Source organism: Streptomyces shenzhenensis (assembly GCF_021462265.1).
Taxonomy (GTDB): domain Bacteria; phylum Actinomycetota; class Actinomycetes; order Streptomycetales; family Streptomycetaceae; genus Streptomyces; species Streptomyces shenzhenensis.
In genome coordinates, this window is sequence record NZ_JAJONF010000033.1 from 77,531 (window position 1) to 98,830 (window position 21,300).

14 protein-coding genes and 1 pseudogene are annotated in these 21,300 nt (G+C 69.8%); 8 read left to right on the forward strand and 7 right to left on the reverse strand.

Going from position 1 to position 21,300, the window contains the following annotated elements:
• Positions 1-29 precede the first annotated feature (29 nt).
• The 4 genes from LQ326_RS33005 (at position 30) to LQ326_RS33020 (ending at position 5,352) form a co-directional block, all read left to right on the forward strand.
• A complete protein-coding gene (locus tag LQ326_RS33005) occupies positions 30-602 on the forward strand; it encodes a hypothetical protein (protein ID WP_234542724.1) in 573 nt (190 codons plus the stop codon).
• Between the two features lie 119 nt (positions 603-721).
• Positions 722-2,500, forward strand: a complete 1,779-nt coding sequence (locus LQ326_RS33010; protein WP_234542725.1) for a DUF4012 domain-containing protein — start codon at positions 722-724, stop codon at positions 2,498-2,500.
• Between the two features lie 111 nt (positions 2,501-2,611).
• On the forward strand, positions 2,612-4,084 hold the full coding sequence (locus LQ326_RS33015; RefSeq protein WP_234542726.1) for a sugar transferase: 1,473 nt from the start codon (positions 2,612-2,614) through the stop codon (positions 4,082-4,084).
• Positions 4,085-4,116: 32 nt separating this feature from the next.
• Positions 4,117-5,352, forward strand: coding sequence for a hypothetical protein (locus LQ326_RS33020; protein WP_234542727.1), 1,236 nt, complete (start codon positions 4,117-4,119; stop codon positions 5,350-5,352).
• Here the strand turns inward: LQ326_RS33020 and LQ326_RS33025 are convergent.
• Positions 5,328-7,235, reverse strand: a complete 1,908-nt coding sequence (locus LQ326_RS33025; protein WP_234542728.1) for an asparagine synthetase B family protein — start codon at positions 7,233-7,235, stop codon at positions 5,328-5,330. The two genes, LQ326_RS33020 and LQ326_RS33025, sit on opposite strands and share 25 nt — an antisense overlap.
• Positions 7,235-9,511, reverse strand: a complete 2,277-nt coding sequence (locus LQ326_RS33030; protein WP_234542729.1) for a bi-domain-containing oxidoreductase — start codon at positions 9,509-9,511, stop codon at positions 7,235-7,237. The genes LQ326_RS33025 and LQ326_RS33030 overlap by 1 nt, the downstream gene beginning before the upstream one ends.
• A gap of 221 nt (positions 9,512-9,732) precedes the next feature.
• On the opposite strand from LQ326_RS33030, the gene wecB reads away from it, so the two are divergent.
• Positions 9,733-11,061 (forward strand): non-hydrolyzing UDP-N-acetylglucosamine 2-epimerase, encoded by a 1,329-nt coding sequence (gene wecB, locus LQ326_RS33035; RefSeq protein ID WP_372497016.1) that lies wholly within the window; start codon positions 9,733-9,735, stop codon positions 11,059-11,061.
• On the opposite strand, the pseudogene wecC reads toward wecB, so the two are convergent.
• From wecC to LQ326_RS33050, 3 genes and pseudogenes are all read right to left on the reverse strand, one after another.
• Positions 10,966-12,141 (reverse strand): annotated as a pseudogene (gene wecC / locus LQ326_RS33040) (UDP-N-acetyl-D-mannosamine dehydrogenase); the annotation flags it as partial. The gene wecB and the pseudogene wecC overlap by 96 nt on opposite strands.
• Positions 12,142-12,405: 264 nt before the next feature.
• Complete coding sequence (locus tag LQ326_RS33045) at positions 12,406-13,104, reverse strand: class I SAM-dependent methyltransferase (RefSeq protein WP_234542731.1); 699 nt, start codon at positions 13,102-13,104, stop codon at positions 12,406-12,408.
• A gap of 379 nt (positions 13,105-13,483) precedes the next feature.
• Positions 13,484-14,455, reverse strand: coding sequence for a GDP-L-fucose synthase family protein (locus tag LQ326_RS33050; protein ID WP_234542733.1), 972 nt, complete (start codon positions 14,453-14,455; stop codon positions 13,484-13,486).
• A 240-nt stretch (positions 14,456-14,695) separates the two neighbouring features.
• Here LQ326_RS33050 and gmd point away from each other — a divergent pair, with 240 nt between their 5' ends.
• Both gmd and LQ326_RS33060 read left to right on the forward strand, forming a co-directional pair.
• Complete coding sequence (gene gmd / locus LQ326_RS33055) at positions 14,696-15,736, forward strand: GDP-mannose 4,6-dehydratase (protein WP_234542734.1); 1,041 nt, start codon at positions 14,696-14,698, stop codon at positions 15,734-15,736.
• A 480-nt stretch (positions 15,737-16,216) separates the two neighbouring features.
• Positions 16,217-17,020, forward strand: coding sequence for an FkbM family methyltransferase (locus LQ326_RS33060; RefSeq protein WP_234542735.1), 804 nt, complete (start codon positions 16,217-16,219; stop codon positions 17,018-17,020).
• A gap of 296 nt (positions 17,021-17,316) precedes the next feature.
• Here the strand turns inward: LQ326_RS33060 and LQ326_RS33065 are convergent, their stop codons facing one another.
• Positions 17,317-18,189: a glycosyltransferase family 2 protein gene (locus LQ326_RS33065; RefSeq protein WP_234542736.1), complete on the reverse strand. Its 873-nt coding sequence runs from the start codon at positions 18,187-18,189 to the stop codon at positions 17,317-17,319.
• Positions 18,190-18,553: 364 nt separating this feature from the next.
• Here LQ326_RS33065 and LQ326_RS33070 point away from each other — a divergent pair, with 364 nt between their 5' ends.
• Complete coding sequence (locus LQ326_RS33070) at positions 18,554-19,507, forward strand: class I SAM-dependent methyltransferase (protein WP_234542737.1); 954 nt, start codon at positions 18,554-18,556, stop codon at positions 19,505-19,507.
• A 573-nt stretch (positions 19,508-20,080) separates the two neighbouring features.
• Here the strand turns inward: LQ326_RS33070 and LQ326_RS33075 are convergent.
• Positions 20,081-21,229, reverse strand: a complete 1,149-nt coding sequence (locus tag LQ326_RS33075; protein WP_234542738.1) for a glycosyltransferase family 4 protein — start codon at positions 21,227-21,229, stop codon at positions 20,081-20,083.
• Positions 21,230-21,300 lie beyond the last annotated feature (71 nt).

The window sequence follows — 21,300 nt, forward strand, 5'->3', positions numbered from 1 at the left end:
GTTCCGGACCCAAGTCGAGGAGAGCGAACATGACGAGATCGCCCCAATGGCGAGGCACGCTTGCATCGGCGGCATCGGCTGCCGTGCTCGTCGCCGTGCCGCTGGTGGGCGCGCAACCCGCCCGCGCGGAATCCGCGCAGCCGTATCCCCCGCCGCCGCCCACCCTGACGCTCAGCGCCACCACCGTGCGCGCCGGAGACAGCCTGCGCTTCCGGGGCACCGGTTTCGCCCCCCGGCAGCGCGTCGAGGCCGACCTGAGGTCGCACGCCGTCGTGCTGGGAATCTTCAGGGCGAACGCGCACGGAGTGGTCACCGGCAGGGTGACCATCCCGCGGCGCACCAGTCCGGGGTTCCACACCTTCGAACTGATCGGCCGGAACCCCTACCGGAAGGCGTCCGCCCGGATCAAGGTGCTGCGCTCGCAGCACCGGGCAGACCTGAACGAACCCGACAACGCGCCGGACGACAGCGGTCAGCCCGCGGACGCGGACCTCGCGGACCGGGGCGGACACACGCCTCTCGCCGAGGGCTCGGCCGCCGCGGGTCTGGTCTCGCTCGGCGGCGGCACGATGCTGGCCCTGCGGCGCCGCCGCAGTTCATGACGGACCGGGACCCGCGTACGGTGCTCCGACGGCGTCCCGGCTTGCGCCGGGGCGCCGGCCGCGCGCCCACGCCCGGCGGCGGGGGACGGGCGCCCGGCCGGGCGCCCGTCCCCCGCCGCGTGCGCGGCTACGCCCTGGCGGCCGTCGCGGCGCTCGCCCTGGCCGGTGCCGCCTGGATCGCGGTCACCGGACTGCTCGCCCGCAGGGAGTTGCTCGCCGCCCAGCGGGACCTCGACGCCCTGCGGCGGTCCATGGCGGCCGCACCGGCTCCCGGCACGGCCGCCGGACAGCGGCGCGCCGTGCGGTCCGCGGCGGCCCACGCCGCGCGGGCGCACCGCCTCACCACCGGACCGGCCTGGTACTCCGCCGCCCGCCTGCCCTTCCTCGGCGACCCGCTGCGGACCGTGCGCGGCGCCGCGTCCGCGGCGGACCGGCTGTCCGCGGGCGTCCTGTCCCCGCTGCTGCGCGCCCTGCCGGCACCGGACGGCGGCGACGGGGTGTCCGGGGCGCTGACGTCCCTGCGCGCACACGCCCCGGACATCGTCCGGGCGGCAGACGTCGCCACCCGGGTACAGGCCGACGTGCGCGGGCTGCCCCGGTCCACCTGGCTGCCGGCGGCCGATCGTGCCCGGACCGCCCTCGCGCGGCAGACCGACCGTCTCGCCCCGGCCATGACCGACGCCTCCGTGGCGGCCCGCCTCCTGCCGTCCCTGCTCGGCGAACAGGGGGAACGCCGCTACTTCCTCGCGTTCCAGAACACCGCCGAGGCGCGCGGCACCGGAGGGGTCGCGGGGGCGTTCGCGGTGCTCCGGGCCGACCACGGCCATGTGTCGTTCGAACGGTTCGGCAACAACACCGAGATGGCGGCGGCGAAGGCGGACGTCGACCTGGGCGCGGAGTTCGCGGACCGCTACGCGGGCAGTGATCCCACCCGGGTGTGGGCCAACTCCAACCTCAGCCCGCACTTCCCCTACGCGGCCCGCATCTGGGCCGCGGCCTGGCGCGACCACACCGGCGAGCGCGTGGACGGGGCGATCGCCCTCGACCCGGCCACGCTGGGCCGCTTCCTGCGGGCCACCGGCCCGGCCCGCCTGGCCGACGGCACCGAGCTCACCGCCGGCAACGTCCTGGACCTCACCGAGCGGGCCAGTTACGCACGCTACGACGACATCACCCGGCGCAAGGCCTTCTTCGTCGACACGGCACGCGCCGTCGCCGCGCCCCTGCTCGCCGCCTACGGCGACCCCCGCCGACTGCCCGCCCTACTCGTGGCCGTGCACGACGCCCAGCGCGACGGCCGGCTGAAGCTGTGGAGCGCGCACCCGCCAGAACAGCGGCTGCTGGAAACCCGCCCCTACGCGGGCACGCTCCCGGACACGCCCGGCCCCTTCGCGGGACTCGTGGTGAACAACGCGGCGGGTTCGAAGCTGGACTACTACCTGGACCGGAGCCTGGTCTGGGAGGCGAACGGCTGTGCCGACGGCGGACGCGCGGTCACCGCGACCGTCACCCTGACCAACCGCGCCCCGTCCGCCGGCCTGCCCGGTTACGTCACGCTGCGGGAGGACCACCCGCCCCACCGCACCCGGCCGGGTGACAACCGGCTCCTGGTGTCGTACTACGCCGGGGTCGGAGCCGACCTCCTCGGCGCCACCCTGGACGGCCGCCCCGCCCTGCTGGCACCCGCCGCCGAACGCGGCCACCCCGTGTTCACGCTCGATCTGGAACTGCCCGCGGGCGCCCGCCGCACCCTGGTGCTGCACCTGCACGAACCGCACGCGGACGGCAGGCCCGTGCTGCTGCGTCAGCCCCTGGTGACGCCCCTGCGGGCCACGGTGAAGCCGGGCGGCGCCTGCGGCACCCGAACGAGTGGCACGGCGGAAGCTCCCATCGGGTGAGACTTGCTCCGCGCCCCGGCGTCGCACCCCCCTCCGCACCGAATCCCCTACACACTCGACCAGACCCTTTTTCTCCCGCTTGGAGGGCTAATGTGGCTGTTCGGGGAGACCATGCCCCAGCTACCGGCGGCACGACAGCCATGGCCCCGAGCCGCGGCCGGACGGCCACCGTCCGGCCGCGACACCGGCAAACCTCTCTGGTACACCCCGGTCACCGTCCTCGGTGACGTGGCCGGCGCCCTCGTACCGGCGTACCTGGCCTTCGCCCTGACCCACGGCGCGCTGGCCGGGATCCACTCGGCCGTGGCCGCCGTGGCCTGGCCGCTCGTGCGCGCCGCCCGGGGCCGCTACGCCGAACGCCTGCTCGGGGAGGGTGGCGTCCTGCGCCCCGCGCTGCGGGACTGGCTGATCCTGGTCGGCATGCTCGCGGTGGTACGGGCGGCGACCGGCGAGGACTCCCCTTTCCTCCTCGCGCTCGCCGCCCTGGTGCCGGCCGCGCCGACGAGCATGGCCGTGCACACGCTGGTCCACTGGCATCTGGTAACCCGGCGCCGCGACGGCCGGGCCGTGCGCCGCACCCTGGTGATCGGGGCGGCGAAGGCCGTGGACGGCTTGGTCGGCCACCTGGCGCGGCGGACCGAGCACGAGTTCATCGTCGTCGGCGTCTGCCCGGTCGGGGAGGAGAACCCGCAGTCGCTCGCCCCCGTCGCCGCCCGCCTCGGCAGACGGACGCCACCGCGGATGACGGCGGACTCCGCCCCGGTGCTGGACGCGGCCCGACGGCTCGGCGCGGACACGGTCCTCGTCGTACCGGGACCGCACCTGAGCGGCACGCGCCTGCGCCGGCTGTCCTGGACCCTGCACGGCGAAGGCTGCCGGCTCGTGGTCGTACCGGGGCTGACCGAGGTGTCCGGGCGCCGGCTGAACGTGTTCTCGGTGGCCGGGATCACCATGCTGAACGTCACCCCGCCCTTGCGGCGGGGGCTCGCCGCAGCGCTCAAGTCCGTGACCGACCGGCTGGGCGCGGCGCTGCTGATCGTGCTCCTCGCCCCGGTGTTCGCGGCGGTCGCCCTGGCCGTGCGCCTGGACTCCCGTGGGCCCGTGCTGCACCGGCAGACCCGGGTCGGACGCGGCGGAGTGCCCTTCACCATGGTGAAGTTCCGCACCATGGTCGCCGACGCCGAACGGTTGCGGCAGCAGCTGGCCGCCAGGAACGAACAGGACGGCCGGATGTTCAAGATCCGCCGCGATCCGCGCATCACCCGCGCCGGCCGCCTGCTGCGCCGCTGTTCCCTGGACGAACTGCCCCAGTTGTTCAACGTGCTGCGCGGGGACATGTCCCTGGTGGGCCCGCGCCCGCCGCTGCCCGACGAGGCCGCCCGCTACGACGAGGTGGAACTGCGCAGACTCGACGTCAGGCCGGGCCTCACCGGGGTGTGGCAGGTCAGCGGACGCTCGGACCTGTCGTGGGACGAGACGATCGCCCTGGACCTCGGATACGTGGACAACTGGTCGCCGTCGGTGGATTTCGGGGTGCTCATGCGGACGGTACGGGCCGTCGTCACCGGGACCGGCGCCTACTGAGCCGGCGAAGAGCGACGAGAGCGAGGAGAACCGTGGAACCGAGAACCACCCCCGCCGTCCCCACACCGCGGGACCGGCCGGTACCCGACGGTCCCGTCCGGTGCGCCGCCGACGTGCTCGCCCTCGCCGAGCGGGTGTTCCGGTGGGCCGACACTCGCGACTGGTCGGGCCCCGACCCGTACGACGGGCTGACCGGGCCGCTGGGGCGGCTGGCCGGGCACCGGGTGCTGCGCCAGGCCCTGCTGCAGACCGTCAAACGCAGCCCGGCCGATCTGCGACCGCTCCTCGGCATCCGCCCGCTGCGCACGGCCACCGCCACCGGCTGCGCGGCCGGTGCCTGCGCCCGGCTCTCCACGGCCCCCGGATGGCGCGAACGCGCGCTGCGCCTCGGCCGGTCGACGGCCGCCGAGCAGCTGTCCGGCCGCTACGCCGGGCTGTGGCGCTACGAGTTCGACGTGCAGACCCGCTGGTCGTACTACCCCGCGTCCGTCCCCAATCTGGTGGCCACCACCTTCTGCGCGGACGGCTGTCTGGATGCCGGGACACTCGACGAGGAGGCCGTGCGGTCGCTCGCCCACGGGCTGCTGACGCACCTGCACAACGGCGTGTTCTTCACGTACACCCCGGGCGGCGGCGTACTCGTGCACAACGCCAACCTCATGGGCGCCGCGCTCGCCGCCCGTCTGGCCCGCACCACGCCCCTGCCAGCCGGCCTGGCGGACCGGCTGGCCGACGCGGCCCGCCGAGCGGTCGAGGTGAGCCTGAAGGGCCAGCGCCCCGACGGCTCGTGGCCGTACGGCTCGGGGCCGCGCCTGGGCTGGGTGGACGGGTTCCACACCGGATACGTGCTGCTGCGCCTCGACCAGGCGGCGACCCTGCTCGGCCTGGACGTGCGGACCCCGCTGGAACGGGGGGTCGACCACTATCTGCGGCGTCTCTTCGACGGCCCGCTGCCCCGCTACTTCGCCGGCGTCCGGACCCGACGGGACCCGAACAACGACGCGACGGCGGTACGCATGGCGGCGTGGGCAGCCGAACACGGCTTCACCGGAACCGACTTCGCCCGCGCTGTGCTGACGGCGGTCATGGACCGCTACCCCGCCCTCGGCACGGCCCCGAGGACCCCGCGGGCGAACAGTGCCCTGTGGGAGTCACCCCGCTGGAGCGCAGCCCCCCTCCTGGACGCTCTGACCGCCCTGCACGCCGTGCTGCCGAGCGGACCACACCCCGCCGCCCCGGCCGGTCAGGCGACGCCGGCCGCCTCGTAACCCGAGAGGACCTCCGCCGTCCGCGGCGCACCGCCCGCCGCGTACCGCTCCCACCACACGGCCGCGCACAACAGCCCGAACACGGCGAGCCCCCGGTCACGCCGGCCGTGCACGTGCTCGGCGACGAGGCGGTCCGCCGTCCGCCGGTCGAAGACGTCGTCGAACAGCGGGGACCGCCGTACTTCGGTCCACAGCCGGTCGCCGTGCTCACGCAGCAACGACCGCACCGGCGCCCCGAATCCCGTCTTGGGGCGCCGGGCGACGAACTCCGGGACGCCGGAGGCCACCGCGGCCGCGCGGAACCGCGCCTTGCCGTCTCCCAGCCGCAGTTGCTCCTCCGCGACGGCGCCGAGCGCGGCGGCCACCACCGGCTCCCCCAGGAACGGAACCCGCAGTTCGACGCTCGCGCGCATCGACGCGCGGTCGCCGTAGAGCAGGTTCAGTCCCGGCAGGAACAGTCGCCGGTCGCACTCCGCCAGCGCCGCGAGAGGCGTCCCGCCCGCGGCGAGCACGGCGCCCGCCACCTCACGGTGCCGCTCGGTGACCGCGTCCAGACCCACGACCGGCGACAGTGCCGCCCACTCCCGCCCGGAGTAGTACGCCTGCGTCGCCCACGACCAGTCGAGGGCACCGAGCTGCAGCAACCGCCCGAACTTGTCCGCGCGACCCCGGTAGCGCCGGGGCGCGGGAACCCGGGTGACGGCCCCGAGGGCGGGGCGCGTCCAGGTGGGGAACCGTTGCAGCAGCAGTACGGCCTGGTAGCGCTCGTAGCCCAGGAACAGCTCCTCGACGCCCAGCCCCGACAACAGCACGGTCGCCTCGGCGCGGGCCGCACGGGAGAGCTGCATGAGGGCGACGGCGGCGGGGTCGCCGAACGGCAGCTCCATGGTGGTCACCAGCTCAGGGATCCGGCGCAGCACGTCGACGTCGAGGTCGACCCAGCCCAGCCGCAGGCCCAGCCGGCGGGCCACCCGGGCGGCGTAGGGCGCGTCGTCCTCGAACGGCTCCGCGGTGGCCACGGCGGGGCGCGGCCTGGCGGCGAAGGCGGGTCCGGTGAAGCCCTCCCTGCGAAGCTCGACGCCCAGCCAGGTGCTGTCCAGGCCTCCGCTGAGCAGCAGTCCCACCTTCACATCGGCCCGCACCTGGCGCGCGATCGACTCACGGACGGCGGCGCCGACGTCCGCGGCGGGCGCGAGGGCGGGAGCGCGCCACCAGGCCGACGCCTCGTCGTACCCGGGCGCGCGCCGGGACAGCACCGTCCCGGCCGGTACCGTGCGCACGCGCTGCCAGCCGGTACGGGGCGGCGGCGTCCACAGGAACATCGCGCCCTGCGCGACCGCGACCGGGTCGGCGTCTCCCGTCAGCCCCGCCACCCGCAGCGGTTCGATCTCGCTGGCGAGCCCGGTCATCCGCCCGGCCGCGTCCACCGCCTCGTACAGCGGCTTGACGCCCAGCCGGTCACGTCCGTAACGCACCTGCCCGTCGGGCAGGACGAGGGCGAAGGCGAACATGCCGTCCACCTGATCGAGCAGGTGCGGCGCGTCCGGCTGCAGCAGCAGTTCGTACAGGACCTCGGTGTCGCCCTCGGTCGTGAACGTCACATGGCGCTTCCGCAGCAGCTCGCGCAGCCGCGGCGCGTTGTAGATCTCGCCGTTGTAGACCAGCGTGCCCCGCCCGGGGGATCCGAAGGGCTGGTCGCTCCTCTCGTCGAGGTCCACCACGGCCAGGCGGCGGAAGTGCAGCTCCGCGTGCCAGTTCCGGCCGCCGAGGTCCGCGTGTCCGCCCGCATCGGGGCCGCGGTGGGCGATCACCGTGCACGGATCCGGGTGCGCCGGCCGACCGTGCCGCCCGGCGCTGCCCAACAGCACCACGAAACCGCACATCAGAGCACCGTGGCCGAAGCGGAGCCGCCAGTGCGCCGACCCGGTCCCGGGACCGCGGTCCCGGGACCGGGTGGGGGGCACCCCAGTGCCCTGGCCAGAGCCGGGGTGGCCGGGGTGGTCTCCACGACGCGGCCCTCGCTGAGCGAACCGGCCGCGCGACAGGCGACGAGGGAACTCCACAGCGCCGACGCGAAGTCGGCGGCGGCGGTGTCCGGCTCGTCGAGGGGCTCGTCGCGGACGCGGCGCAGGAACGAGCGCATCTCGGCGGCGTGGCCCTTGGGCGCGCCCCGGTACTTCGTCGTGGCCGCCCGTCCCCCCTTCCACACGGTGAGCGAGCGGAAGTCCTCGATCCTGGCCGCCATCCCGTCGGTGGCCACTTCCAGGAGTTCCTTCGGGGCCCCGGGAGCCGTCAGCCCCCCGTACACGATCGAGGCGGACGACCCGTCGTCGTAGGTGAGGTGGAGGGTGACGCTCTGTGCGGTGGCCGGGTCCGTGGAGTCCACGCCGACGGCCCGTACGGCAAGCGGCCTGCCGGGGACCAGAAAGCCCGCGGTGTCGATGAAGTGGCACACCTCCCCGAGCAGCCGGCCCCCCTGCCGGGGGTCGAAGTACCAGTGGTCGGCCGGGAGCCGGCCCGCGAACACCCGGTGGACGAGTTGGAGTGGCGCGCCCACGGGGAGCGCGGCGCGCAGGTCCCGCACCGAGGGGGCGAACCGCCGGTTGAACCCGGCCATCGCCGGCGCGCCGGAGGCCAGCCACGCGTCCGCGAGGTCCTCCAGTTCCGTCTCGGTCAGCCCCAGGGGCTTCTCGCAGAACAGAGCCGCACCGCCGCGCAGCGCCTGCGCCGCGTACCGGCCGTGGCTGTCGTGGCGGCTGAGCACCAGTACGCAGTCCGCGTCGCCCGACGCGAGACCGGCCTCGACGCTCTCCGCGACGGTACGGAAGCCCCAGCGTCGGCCCTGATGCGCGGCGGACAGTCCGCGTCCGCCGGCCACCCACGAGAACGCGACGCCGGCCTCCCGTTTCAGCGCGGGAAAGAGCGTCCTCGTGGCGAAGTTGCCGGCGCCGACGGCCGCGATCCGTACCGTGCCGCGCGGGGCGGTCCAGGTCCGGGGAACCGTCAGCGGTGCCGCGGGCAGCGGGAGCTGCGCCGTGCCGGGGTAGCGCAGCAGCAGGGCCACGCTGCGGCCGGTGCCGGAGGGCTTGAGCGCCTCGTACGCCTCGGCCGCGTCCTCGACGGCGAAGACCCGCGGCCTGAGCCGGGCGAAGTCCACCGCGCCGGTTTTGAGGAGCCGGAGCACCTCGGCGAGGTTGCGCCGTTCCGTCCAGGGGACGTAGCCCTCGGGGTACGGGTGGCCGCCTTCTTCGAAACGGGGGTCGTACCGGCCGGGCCCGTAGGACCGCGCATAACGGATCGACAGTTCCTTGTGGTAGTACGACGACCGCGGCGGCGCGACAGCCACGTCGCCGACGACCACCACCGTCGCGCGGTCACGGGCGAGGCGTCCGGCGAACTCGACAGGGTCGCAGCTGGAGGTGGCGGCGGTGACGAGCACGGCGTCCGCGCCGGCGCCGGCCCAGTTCCCGGAGACGGCGCCGGGCGGATCTGCCGCGGCACGCGGAAGGGCCACGAGCCCCGCCGACTCGGCCAGCGCCACCATGGCGGGGTCGGGATCGATCCCCAGGGCGTCGTATCCGTAGGCCCGTAGCAGGTGGAGCGTGATCTGCCCGACCAGGCCCAGCCCGATGACGGCGATCCGCGAGCCCGGAGCCGCCTCGGCCTGGTGGATGCCCTGCAGCGCGATCGCGCCGACCGTGGCGAAGGCGGCCCACTGGGTGTCCACACCGTCGGGCACGGGCACCACGAGGTTGCGGGGCACGGCGACGATCTCCGCGTGCGACGCGTAGCGGGCCCCGGCGGCGGCCACCCGCATACCGGGGCGGATGTCGCCGACTCCCCGGCCCGTCCCGAGGACCGTGCCGGCACAGGAGTACCCGAGCTGAACCGGACGGTCCAGGCGGTCCTGGACCGTCCGATAAGTGTCGGCGAGTCCCGTCCGCTTCACGCTGTCGAGCACCTGTGCCACCTGCTCGGGTCGCTGCCGCGCCTTGCCGACCAGGCTCTGCGCTCCGGTCGAGACGGTGGCCCGCTCCGTACCGGCGCTGATGAGCGACCAGTCGTTGCGGATCACCACCATTCCCGGGGCCGTTTCGGGGGCGGGAATGTCCCCCACCGTGATGGCACCGGTACGCGGGGACAGGAGGACTGTTTTCATTTCCTGCCTTACGGGAGGGGATTGCGGCCCACCACGCACTGTAGGGAGGCCGGTTCACCGGCACGTGTCCGTGTCCTGCCGAACGGACCAGACGGCGGAACATCTCCATGCGGCCGGGTGAACACGGCTCCGGCATGGCGGGCGTCGGCGCGGAATACCGCTTCGCTGGTGCCCGCGGAGCGCCCCGTCCGCAGGCCGGGGCCGCTCGGAAGGAGACTCGGTTGAAGCGACTGATGGTCGTCTACGGAACGAGACCGGAGGCCATCAAAATGGCTCCGGTCGTCGAAGCACTCGACCGGTCCACGATGTTCCGGCCGACGGTGACCGTGACCGCCCAGCACCGCGGGCTGCTCGACCAGGTGCACGCGTTGTTCGGCATCCGCGCCGATCACGACCTGGACATCCTCAGTCCGCGCCAGTCCCTCGCCGACATCACCGTGCGCGTCCTCGACGGACTGTGCCCCCTGCTGCAGAGCGAACGCCCGGATGCGGTTCTGGTCCAGGGCGACACGACGACCGCGTTCGCCGGGGCGCTCGCCGCCTTCTACACCAAGACCGCCGTGGTCCACCTGGAGGCGGGGCTGCGCACGGACGACCGGTACTCGCCGTACCCCGAGGAGATCAACCGCCGGCTTGCGACGCAACTGGCGTCCCTCCACCTGGCGCCCACCCGGCACGCGCGGGCGAACCTGCTCCGGGAGGGGGTCCCCGCGTCGTCCGTCGTGGTCACCGGGAACACGGTCATCGACGCCCTGCGCTGGGCGGTCGGCCGGAAGACCCCGTACGGGGACCCGGCGCTGGCCGACCTGGACGACACCGGCCGCCGGGTCCTGCTGGTGACGGCCCATCGCCGTGAGTCGTGGGGGACCGGAATGACATCCATCGGCGGTGCCCTCGCCGATCTCGCCCGCACCGAACCCGGACTTCTCATCGTGTTCCCGCTGCACCCCAACCCGGTGGTGCGAGAGGCGATCCTGCCGCAGGTGGCGGGCCTTGAGGGGGTGCGCCTGACGGAACCACTCGATTACGGCGCGTTCGCCCGGCTGATGAACCGTGCGCACCTGATCCTGACCGACAGCGGAGGCGTCCAGGAGGAAGGGCCGGGTCTGGGCAAGCCCGTGCTGGTCATGCGGGACACCACGGAGCGTCCGGAAGCCCTGCGGGCCGGCACCAGCCGCCTGGTGGGCACGGACCGCGACCGCATCGTGAAGGAGGTACGGCGGCTCCTGCACGACCGGAGCGCCTATGCCGCGATGGCCAAGGCCGTCAACCCGTACGGTGACGGCCGTGCCGCGGACCGTGCCGTCCGGGCGATCGGACACTGGATGGGGCTGTGCGGACGCCCGGCGGAGTTCGGCTGCGCGCCGGACCCGGCAAAGATGCCGGCGTCAGTGCCACAGGCCGCGGGTGTCGAACACGGCCTTGCCACGCAGCGCGGTCCGTTTGACGCCACGGAAGGCTTCGTGGTCCACGAGCAGCACGACGATGTCGGCGTCCCGCACGGCCTTGGTGACGTCGACGAGTTCGACCGTGTCCGTGCGTGCCAGTGACTCGGGCAGTTCCCCGATGTGCGGCTCGGCGACCAGCAGCCGGCCCACCTGACGCTCGGCGAGCCGCGTGGCGATATGGAGGGCGGGGCTCTCCCGCAGGTCGTCGATGTTCGCCTTGAAGGCCAGGCCGAGACACGCGATCACGGGGTCCTTGAACCGCTCGGCGGTCCGGACGATCTCACCGAGCACGTAGTCCGGCCGCTCGTCGTTGACTTCACGGGCGAGCCGGACGAGCCGCGCCTGCCGGGGCGCGGCGGAGACGATGAACCAGGGGTCCACGGCGATGCAGTGCCCGCCGACCCCCGGCCCGGGACGCAGGATGTCGACGCGGGGGTGCCGGTTGGCCAGGTCGATGACGTCTCCCACGTCGATGCCGAGCTGGTCGCAGACAGTGGCCAGCTCGTTGGCGAAGGCGATGTTGACGTCCCGGAAGGCGTTCTCGCTGAGCTTGGCCATCTCCGCGGTCGTGGCATCGGTGAGCAGGCACTCCCCCTTGGCGAACACCTGGTACAGGGCGCGCGCCCGCTCGGCGCAGCCCTCGCCGACGCCGCCGACGACCCGGTCGTTGGTCACGATCTCGATCATCGTCCGGCCCGGCAGGACACGTTCGGGACAGTGCGCGACCCGCACGTCCGGCGCGTCCGCCGTCCCGTGCGGGAACGTGAGGTCGGGCCGGTACTTGCCCAGCCACCGGGACAGCTCCACGGTGGTTCCGGGCGGCGAGGTGGACTCCAGGATGACGAGGTCGCCCGCCTTGAGTACCTCGGCCACCGAGGCGGCGGCGGCACGCACATACGACAGGTCCGCCGTGTGATCCTCCTGAAGCGGGGTGGGCACCGCGATGATGAAGGCGTCCGCGGGCTCGGGTGTGCCCGTCGCCCGCAACCGTCCCATGGCCACGGCGCCGCTCACCGCCACGGCCAGGTCGGGCTCGACGAAGGGCACGCGGCCGGCGTTGATGAGGTCGACGGTGACGGGGTTGACGTCGACACCGATGACGTCGATGCCGTTGGTGGCGAGGGCGGCGGCGGTGGGCAGGCCGATGTAGCCGAGGCCGATGACGCAGACATTAGAGAACACTGAAAGAATTCCTTTTCGGACGTGTCACGGTCGAACGCGCTGACGGTGGCCCGAGGGAAACCAAAAGGTCCGCTACGGGAAGGAATGAATAAATCCCAGCAGACCAGCGAGTGGACCATTCGAGCGTCGGAACGTATCAGGTCGGCCAACGATATTCAGGACGGAACCAGTCCGTCCCCCATGCCTTCCGCTCGATCTCCAGCGGAATACCATGAAAAGAGATTCGCCGCCCGGTGGGAGCCCTGCCCGTGCGGTGCCCCGAACTCAGGTACCGGATTGGCAGACCAGTACTTGCCCCTCGGCGAAAGCCGACCGCACGTTGGCCGCAGCTCGAGAGATGCCATCGTAGAGCCGGGCCCGAGCGCCCTTTCCAGAGTCGACGTGATAGAAGAACCAACGGTTCGGGCGCAGCCCGCAGTCCGAGACGAGGCGGGCCAGCGACGCGGGCGTGAAGACGTAGACGTGGTCCGGATGGATGACTTCCAGGCCCGCCAGCGTATTGATCATGTTCTTGGCGGCCAATCCGTTGGGTGTCGAGAGGATCAACTCGACTCCGTCTCCCGCTTCCCTCATGAGGGCTGCAAGACCGCGCAAGAACGAGGCGGCGTCCCTCACGTGTTCGATGACATCCCCTGCCAGTACGACCTCAGGCCTGAACTTGACCAGACCGCTTCTGTCGTTCGGATCTGCGACGTCGGCCACCGAGTATTCGCCCGGCAGTCGTTCACGCAGACGCTCGATGCCGGCGTGGTCGACGTCCACACCGTGCACATGGGATGCCTCCCGCAAGAGCTTGGCGTGCAGAATTGACCCGTTGGCCAGTTTCTCGGCCGTCAACGGAGAATCCGCGCAGCCGACGTGGAGGACACGGCGTCCAGCGCAGAGATTCAGCAGCAGGACATCCCGATCTCTCGCTACCGATGCACTGACAAGCTGCTGAGAAAAGAATCCGGACTTCGGCACGGCGCTTCTCCTTTTCACCCATCCGCCTGCTCCGGAGAATAGCAGCGATTCCCTGACCGTTGAGGTCTGACACACACCACGATTGAAGAGGCATTGAATTTCGCTCCCGGTATTCTCCCTGCATCTCCCCCGGGGCGCCGTCGCCGTCCTCCCGAGATGCCCGAAGAAGCCGACGAAGTCGACCGCCTTGCCTGTCAGGCCGCTCGGGAGCCGAGGAGGATCCGGAGCGAGACCGGGAGGCTTCCCTGGCCCTCGTGCCGCGGATCTGACGACACGACCAGGACCGTGACGCCGTCCCCGGTCACGGTCGCAGCTCATCTTCGCGTCGAACGCGAGCGGGTTCCTTGACGAACGGCACGACGCGCCCAACGTTGAGCGTTCAGAGGCCGGCCGACTCATACCAGGCGTATGTGTCCGCGATTCCGTCGGCTAGCTTGATCGTCGGAGCCCACCCCAGAGCAGTGATCCTCGAGATGTCGAGGACCTTGCGATACGTACCGTCCGGCTGGCTCGTATCCCATTCGACGGCTCCCTCGTAGCCCACCACGGACGCCACCAGGTCCGACAGTTCCCTGATGGAGAGATCTTCACCTGTGCCCACGTTGACGGGTGAGTCAGAGTCATATCCCTCCAGCAGCAGCAGGCACGCCCGCGCCAGGTCGTCGGAGTGCAGGAATTCCCGGCGGGGCTCCCCTGAGCCCCAATTGACCACCTTGGGCGACCGTTCCGTCCGGGCCTGATGGAACCTCCGGATCAGAGAGGGCAGAACATGCGAGTGCACGGGGTGAAAGTTGTCTCCGGGCCCGTACAGATTGGTCGGCATAGCGCAGATCCACGGCAGTCCATGTTGCCGACGGACGGCTCTGACCTGGGTGATTCCGGCGATTTTGGCAACCGCGTACGCCTCATTGGTCGGTTCCAGCTTGCCGGTCAGCAGCGCCTCTTCACGGATCGGATTTTCGGCGTATTTCGGGTAGATACAACTGGATCCGAGGAAGAGCAGCCACTGCACCCCGTTTCGCAGAGCCGCATCCAGCACGTTCACCTGAATCATCAGATTGTCGGAGATGAAATCGGTAGGACGGGTGTTATTGGCATTGATGCCGCCCACACGGGCCGCCGCGAGGATCACGACGTGCGGCCGGTGCTTCGTAAACCATTCGAAGACCGCAGGCCGGTCCCGCAAGTCGAGTTCGGTCGAGGTGGGACCGAGCAGCGAGCTGAAACCTTCGGCCGTAAGAAGCCTCCACAAGGCCGATCCCACGAGCCCGTTTCTCCCAGCGACGAAAACGGGAGCAGATCGGTCCAACGGACGACAGGTGCCGGTCGGTACCGCATGCGCAACGCTCATCTGGGCCTCCTGTCGGACGGGTCAATGCCGCATACTCCGGTTCGGCTGCCACGTCGTCGAGGACCGTCTCACCAGGACGCCGCCGCACGACCGTCACTCTATTACCGACGTCCACCATGCAGACACATCGCCATAATTCAGCGAAAGGGATGATGAGATCTCTATTCTGACGTGGGACCAAGAACTATCAGGAGTGCTGACCGAAGCATTCTATACGACGAAATAACATATGGAGTTGACGTGACCGCGAAGACGGCGCTCATCACCGGAATTACCGGCCAGGACGGTTCCTACCTAGCGGAACTCCTACTGGACAAGGGATACGTCGTGCACGGCATCGTTCGCCGCGCCTCCACCTTCAACACCCAGCGGATCGAGCATCTCTATGAAGATCCTCATCACCCTCAGGCACGGCTCTTCCTGTACTACGGGGATCTGACTGACGGAACCCGGTTGGCCGGGCTGCTGGAGAAAGTGCAGCCGGACGAGGTATATCACCTCGCCGCACAATCCCATGTGCGAGTGTCCTTCGACGAACCCGAGTTCACCGGGAACACCACGGGGCTCGGCACCACGCGTCTGCTCGAAGCGATCCGCTCGGTGGGCCTGTCATGTCGCTTCTACCAAGCCTCCAGTTCGGAGATGTTCGGCGCCGCGCCGCCGCCCCAGTGCGAGACCACCCCGTTCCATCCGCGCTCCCCGTACGGGGTCGCCAAGGTCTACGCATACTGGGTGACCCGTAACTACCGCGAGGCCTACGGCATGTATGCCGTCAACGGCATCCTGTTCAACCATGAGTCTCCGCGGCGCGGCCCGACGTTCGTCACCCGCAAGGTGGCCACGGCCGCGGCACGTGTCAAGGCGGGGCTCCAGGATGTGGTCTACCTCGGCAATCTCGACGCGCGCCGGGACTGGGGCTACGCAGCCGAATACGTCGAGGCGATGTGGTTGATGCTGCAACAGGACGAGCCGAACGACTATGTGGTGGCCACCGGGACCAGTCACAGCGTGCGCGACTTCGTGGAGTACTGCTTCGCGCACGTGGGCCTGGACTGGCGCGACCACGTGCGTTTTGACGCGCGGTACCTGAGGCCCTCCGAGGTCGACGACCTGGTTGGCGACGCATCACTCGCCGAACGGGTCCTCGGCTGGAGGCCGACCGTACGCGCCCCCGAGCTGGCACGGCTGATGGTGGACGCCGAACTCGACATGCTGCGGCACTCCGCGGGTCTGATGGATGCCGCCACTGAGCGGATGGTCCCTGCGCCGACTGCAAGGTGACCTCGGACGGACGACTCCTCGCACCCATCCCCCGCAGCGTTGCGGATGCCGCCGCATAGGGCAGCACGCTGGTGTGCTTCGTACGGACATCACCGCGTCGGCGGTCAGTTCACGCATGCCGTGAACACAATCGCTGCACTGATGGCTTCACAGCGCGCGGATACGGAGTCCGATCGGCTACGTTCACCATCGCTGGGCCCGCCTCACCACCGGATCGGCCGTATCAGGAGGCACTCCACGGAACGAGCGGATCGTCAGATGCGCGCGGACCTGGCCGAACGGGTGTCACGGATCCTGGTCCCCGCACCCGGGCACGAGCGAGTGCGGGACCACCGCTCCGGCCCGAAGCCCGGTCATTCGGAGGTGACGAGGGGGCAGGAACCCCGAGAGCCCGTACGCCCGATGGATCTACGCAGGCCACCGACAAGCGCAGACCCTGTCAATACCGCAATCAGGACGAGAAACCCTCACAATTGACGAGTGACCCTCCTACATCAGGCCCGCAGGGCTGCGCAGCGTATCGGGATTGATGTGAACCGATTCCCTGAGTGTTCCTCCGAATACCGCGTCGTCAAGTTGCTGCTCCGCAGTGGCATCGACGTCGTTCTCGACGTGGGAGCGAACTGCGGCCAGTACGGCGCAACACTACGGCGCCTCGGCTATCAAGGCCGGATCGTCTCGTTCGAACCTGTGTGTGATCCGCTGGCGATCCTACGGCGCCGTGCGGCCCGAGATCCGCTGTGGACGGTGTTCCCGCACGCGCTGGGTGACGAGCGTGCCACGGTCACCATCAATGTCGCCGGCAACGGTGCTGCGAGCAGTTCGGTACTGCCCATGATGCCCCGGCATGCCGAGGCCTGCCCGGAGTCACGCTACGTGAAACGGCAGGAGGCCGAGCAGCATCGCCTGGATGCACTATGGCGGCAGGTGACCGCGCCGGGTGACACGGTTTTCCTCAAACTTGACGTCCAGGGCTACGAAGAGGCAGTGCTGCGGGGGGCCGGAGACCGGCTGCATCACTGCGCGGGTCTACAGATGGAAGTCTCCTGTGTTCCCCTGTACAAAGGCGGGCTGTTGCTGGGGAAAGCCCTGGACCTGGTACAACACCGCTACGGCTTGACCTTGATGGCATTGGTTCCGGGATTCACCGATCCTCGAACCGGCCAGATGCTCCAGTGCGATGCGATCTTCCTCAGGGACGAACTGCTCAGCGAAGATCTCCAGGTACGCGAACAGCGCGGTGGACTGTGCCAGGCGGGTGCGCCAGCGTCGTCGGTGGAGTAGCCCGGCTGGCCAGGCGTTCTCCGACCGAGCCCATGGAGGCAGGGGGCCGGAGGCGCGTTCGATGAGGGCCCGGGAGCCGAACGGGAACCCGTGGTGCGGAGTGGCTGACGGTGCCGCGGAGCTGCAGGTGACGGTCACTGACGACCGTGCTCACCACGGTGGTGACCGGCTCCGCGGTCGGTGAACCAGCGGACCGCCCGGCGGCCGGACCGGCTCGGCTTCCGCTCCCCGACGCTCTCCACGGTGGACATCCTCCCCGAGGCCGTCCCGTGGCCCCGGGCGCCCACCGAAGAGAATCAAGCACGGGCAGAACGCGGTACCCGGCGACGGCTTTGCACCAACATGCCACCGACGGCGAGCCGAAGGTAGGGCCATAGCCAATACGCCGGCCACAACGGTCCGGCGTGCCGCCGGGTGAAGCGCAGCCAGCTGCGTGGCGGCAGCCCCTTGGGCGTACGCATGAGGCGCAACCGTTCCCACACGGACAAGGTGAGGTCCATGTAACTTCCGGCCACCGAGTTCCCGGCGCATGTGCCGAGTGTTCCGGGTGCCACCCACACAGCGCAGTCCAGGGCTCTTGCTCTCAGGCCGTAGTCGAAGTCGGCCATGCCATGCTCGAACTTGCCGTCGATCTGCCCCACGCGTTCCACCACGCTTCGCGGCACCAGTACAAGGTTCCCGTTCATGGTGTCCACGAGCAGCGGGCGGTGGGCGGGAGCGACCCTCGTGAAGCGTGTCGGGCGCAACAGGCTCTGGCGCACCACACCCGAGTACGTCACTGCGCCGGTGAGCGGGTCGCGCAGCGCGCCGGCAACAAGCGGATCCTGCCCCGACCCGACCAGCGCCCGATGTGTGGCCAGCAAGCGCGTCAGCGCTCCGGGGTCCAGAACGACGTCGTCGTTCAACCAGAGCAGGAAGTCGTAGTCCACCGCGGCTGACGCGGCAAGCGCCATCCCCTTCGCCCAGAAGAGCGCCCCGTCGCCTTGCATGACGTGGATACCGGGCCAGATCGCACGTGCGGCAGCAGCAGTGCCATCGGTGCTTCCGTCGTCGGTGAGCACGATCCGGAGCGACACCTCGGGGGGGCACTGTCCGACCAGCGAACGCAGACACCGGACGGTGGTGTCGCGTCGGTTGTGACAGGCCATCACGACGACGACGGAAGTCATCGGCACACTCCTGAGGGATTTGCGTCCGCTGCCGGATCCCACTCAGTGGACGACACGTGATACCGAGCAGAAATGTTCCCGAACGGACAGGACATGTCCTGGGCGGCCCCCACGGGGCGGCGCTGCTCCCCATACTTTATAGGGGACGCGCACGCGCAATCCGAGCGTATGCCTCGTACTGGACGCAATATTCCCTCTTTCGCCCGGCAGACGCCGCCCGCCCCTAGATAACGCGGCGCCAGCGTCCGCCGTGGCGGAGTCATCCCAACGCCGTGCTCGGCATCACTCGCTGCACGACTTCACGGTGACAGGACAGCCGCACAGGCTGCCTCGGCGCGGCGGAGTATCGAGGATGTCGGGCCGGTTGCCCAACTCCAGTAAAAAATTTTCGGCAGCCATCCTGTCCCGACGGAATCGCGTCGCGTCAGATCTGCAGCGGGCCATTAAGCACAGATGGACAATCCGACAGGAGGGCGCGGCGCGCCGTATCGACCGCATCGCCCCTGCATGTGCAGAATTGAGCATAGAACCGCTGCAACCAACTAAAGGAACACAAGTGTTTCCGACTCGCCTTTCAGAGCACTACGAGACAAAATACGCCGACGATCTCACCGCCGCCGCCCCCACGCCCTTGCCGCTGGACATGGTGCCCCGCAACCGTTTCGAAGGCGCTGTGACCACACTGGCCGCAGTGCTTCCGAAGGGCGCCGATGTACTCGAACTGGGGGCAGGGAACGGATTGGTCGCTGAAAGCCTGCGCGCAGGCGGAGTTCCCTTCGCCAACTATACAATTGGCGACATTGCAAAAGCACGCCTGGACGGCCTCCGCCGCACTTTCACCGACCCGCGGTTCCATCTTGTGCAAGCCAATGCCGAGCAGGCGTCGGCCACAGTCCAAGGTCGTTTCGACGCAGTGGTGATGGTTGCCCTGATTGAGCACTTGATCGACCCCATGGGCGCCATGACCGACGTACGCACCCTGCTCAAGCCTGGGGGGTTTGCTTACATCGATACCCCCAACATCGCCAAATGGACGCGCCGCGTAAAACTCGCCTGTGGTTGGTTCCCGGCCACAGGCTCACGCAACGAGGGTCTGACGACATACTCCGGCAAGGACAGTGACCTGCACGACGAGGGGCATCTGCACTACTTCACGCACAGGTCGCTGAAGCTCATGCTGACCCGCCGGTGTGGATACCGGTCGGTCGAATTCCGGCCGTACTTCGAGAGCCCGCGGATCCTTGGCAGGACAGGCACCGAACTCGCACGACGTGTCCCGCAGTTGTTTTCCGAAATCGCCTGCATCGCCTACGCATAGTAAAATCCACTTGGGCTGATGGTGCGATCATGACGGCGTCTCTTGCGGCGCCGGGGAGTGCACTCAGGCCGGACCCGCAATGTCCGGAGGTCCGATCGCGCCGCAACTCCGTCTTCCACTCCTCGATCGCCCCCCATCCCGCTCCAGTGCCCGCCGCAGCGGAACCCGGGCGGACCAGCCTTGCGACCGCGGGAACTGGCACGCCCCCGGACCGTGCAGCCGATATCGAACATCCACCCGATCACCAGCTTGACCCGGCGCGTCCACCCCCCGGAACTCGTCTTCCCAGGCGGGCGGCCCATGCCCAAACTCCCACCGCGGAGGGCTCGGCCGCTCCACCGACACCGGCCCCGTCAAGCGCAGGACGTCCACGCCGCCCTCCTCCCACGCTCGCCACCGACGCCGCACCGACCGCGACGTAATGACGCCGCACCGGCGCTCAGGAGCATCCAGCCGTCTCCGCCTCTGCTTCTCCTTGGGGGTCAGCGCGCCCGATGCGCGTTCCGGGGCAGCCAACGGAAGTTGAGGAAAGCGTGTTCTCGACGACGGCCGAACCCTGCTTCTGGATCACTTTCACCCGCCGCCGACACGTGTTCTCAGCAGCCCGGCCACTCCTTCGGTGAATCGGGCGCTCATACCTTCTACCGTGTACTTGTCGGCGTCTGACGCACAACCTTGCTGAAGCCGTGCCATGAGGCCGGGACTGGTCAGTGTCCTCACCACAGCCTCTGCATATTGCTCCGGCCCGCCAGTCACGACCATCGAGTTGCGGCCATGGTCCAGATACTCGAATTCCGGGCTGTGGCGGGGACTGTCTGTCGTCACCAATGGGGTGCGGAGCGCGAAGGAATCTACTGCGCAGAGTCCGACCAGCCCGGGCATGAGCATGAGCCGTGACGCCGCGCCCAGCAGCGCGCGACGTTCGTCATGAACGGGGCCCACGTACACCACGCCGTCTCCGCCCGCAGCCGAAGACTCGATCAAAGGCCTGCACGGGCCGTCACCCGCGACAAGAAGCCTGAACTCGGGCACGCGCTCGACGATGTGCCCCACCGCTTCCATCAGGAACGGAATTCTCTTGGACGCATGAAATCCCCCCAGATAGAGGCCGGTGCGTTCCGGTACCAGCCCGAACCGGGAGCAGAAGTCCGCGACCTGCTCATCGGTGACCGCATTTCGGGCTGCCGCCAGAGCTGTGGTGTCCGTGGCGTTCCGTACCACGGTGATGCGGTCGCGTGGAAAGCCTCCCGCAGCTACATGGTCCGCGCCGCCGGCTGTGTAGGCGAAGAACCACGAGACCTGCGAAGTGAGGAAGCGCTTGGCTGTCCGGAGCAAGGGGCCGGCCTGCTTGTCGTAAGTCCGACCATGGCCCCACATGCCCAGGGCAGGACCAGATCCGGCCCCGGCCCTCCGCAACAGCCCCCTGGCGAGGAGTGGAAAAGTCTCCAGGTTCTGGAGGGCCTGTTCCACGATAACCACGTCCGATGAACGGGGAAGATGACCAAGTCGCCGCACGCGAACAGGCAACCCGGCGATCCGCCAGGAATGCTGAACCACGCTGACAGCACTTTCCAACTCGTCAGCGTCTTGAACACTGCCGCTGCCCTGGGCCGGAGGAGGCGAACCATGCGCGACGATCAGGTCCGCTCCCAGTTCCCTGTGGAGATCACCTGCAAGCCTGTGGAAGAACGGTACTCGGTAGTGTGAGATATACGGCTGCACGATCGTGATTCGTCGCCGATGCACAACATCGCCTCTCTTCTTATGGAAGACCCGGCAGGTGGCGGAACGTA

What these genes read in the sequence shown, in the direction of transcription:
- LQ326_RS33030 (WP_234542729.1), bottom strand. Translation starts at nt 9,511, where the DNA reads ATGAAAACAGTCCTCCTGTCCCCGCGTACCGGTGCCATCACGGTGGGG.
- LQ326_RS33065 (WP_234542736.1), bottom strand. Translation starts at nt 18,189, where the DNA reads ATGACTTCCGTCGTCGTCGTGATGGCCTGTCACAACCGACGCGACACC.
- LQ326_RS33050 (WP_234542733.1), bottom strand. Translation starts at nt 14,455, where the DNA reads ATGAGCGTTGCGCATGCGGTACCGACCGGCACCTGTCGTCCGTTGGAC.
- LQ326_RS33005 (WP_234542724.1), top strand. Translation starts at nt 30, where the DNA reads ATGACGAGATCGCCCCAATGGCGAGGCACGCTTGCATCGGCGGCATCG.
- LQ326_RS33015 (WP_234542726.1), top strand. Translation starts at nt 2,612, where the DNA reads ATGCCCCAGCTACCGGCGGCACGACAGCCATGGCCCCGAGCCGCGGCC.
- LQ326_RS33025 (WP_234542728.1), bottom strand. Translation starts at nt 7,235, where the DNA reads ATGTGCGGTTTCGTGGTGCTGTTGGGCAGCGCCGGGCGGCACGGTCGG.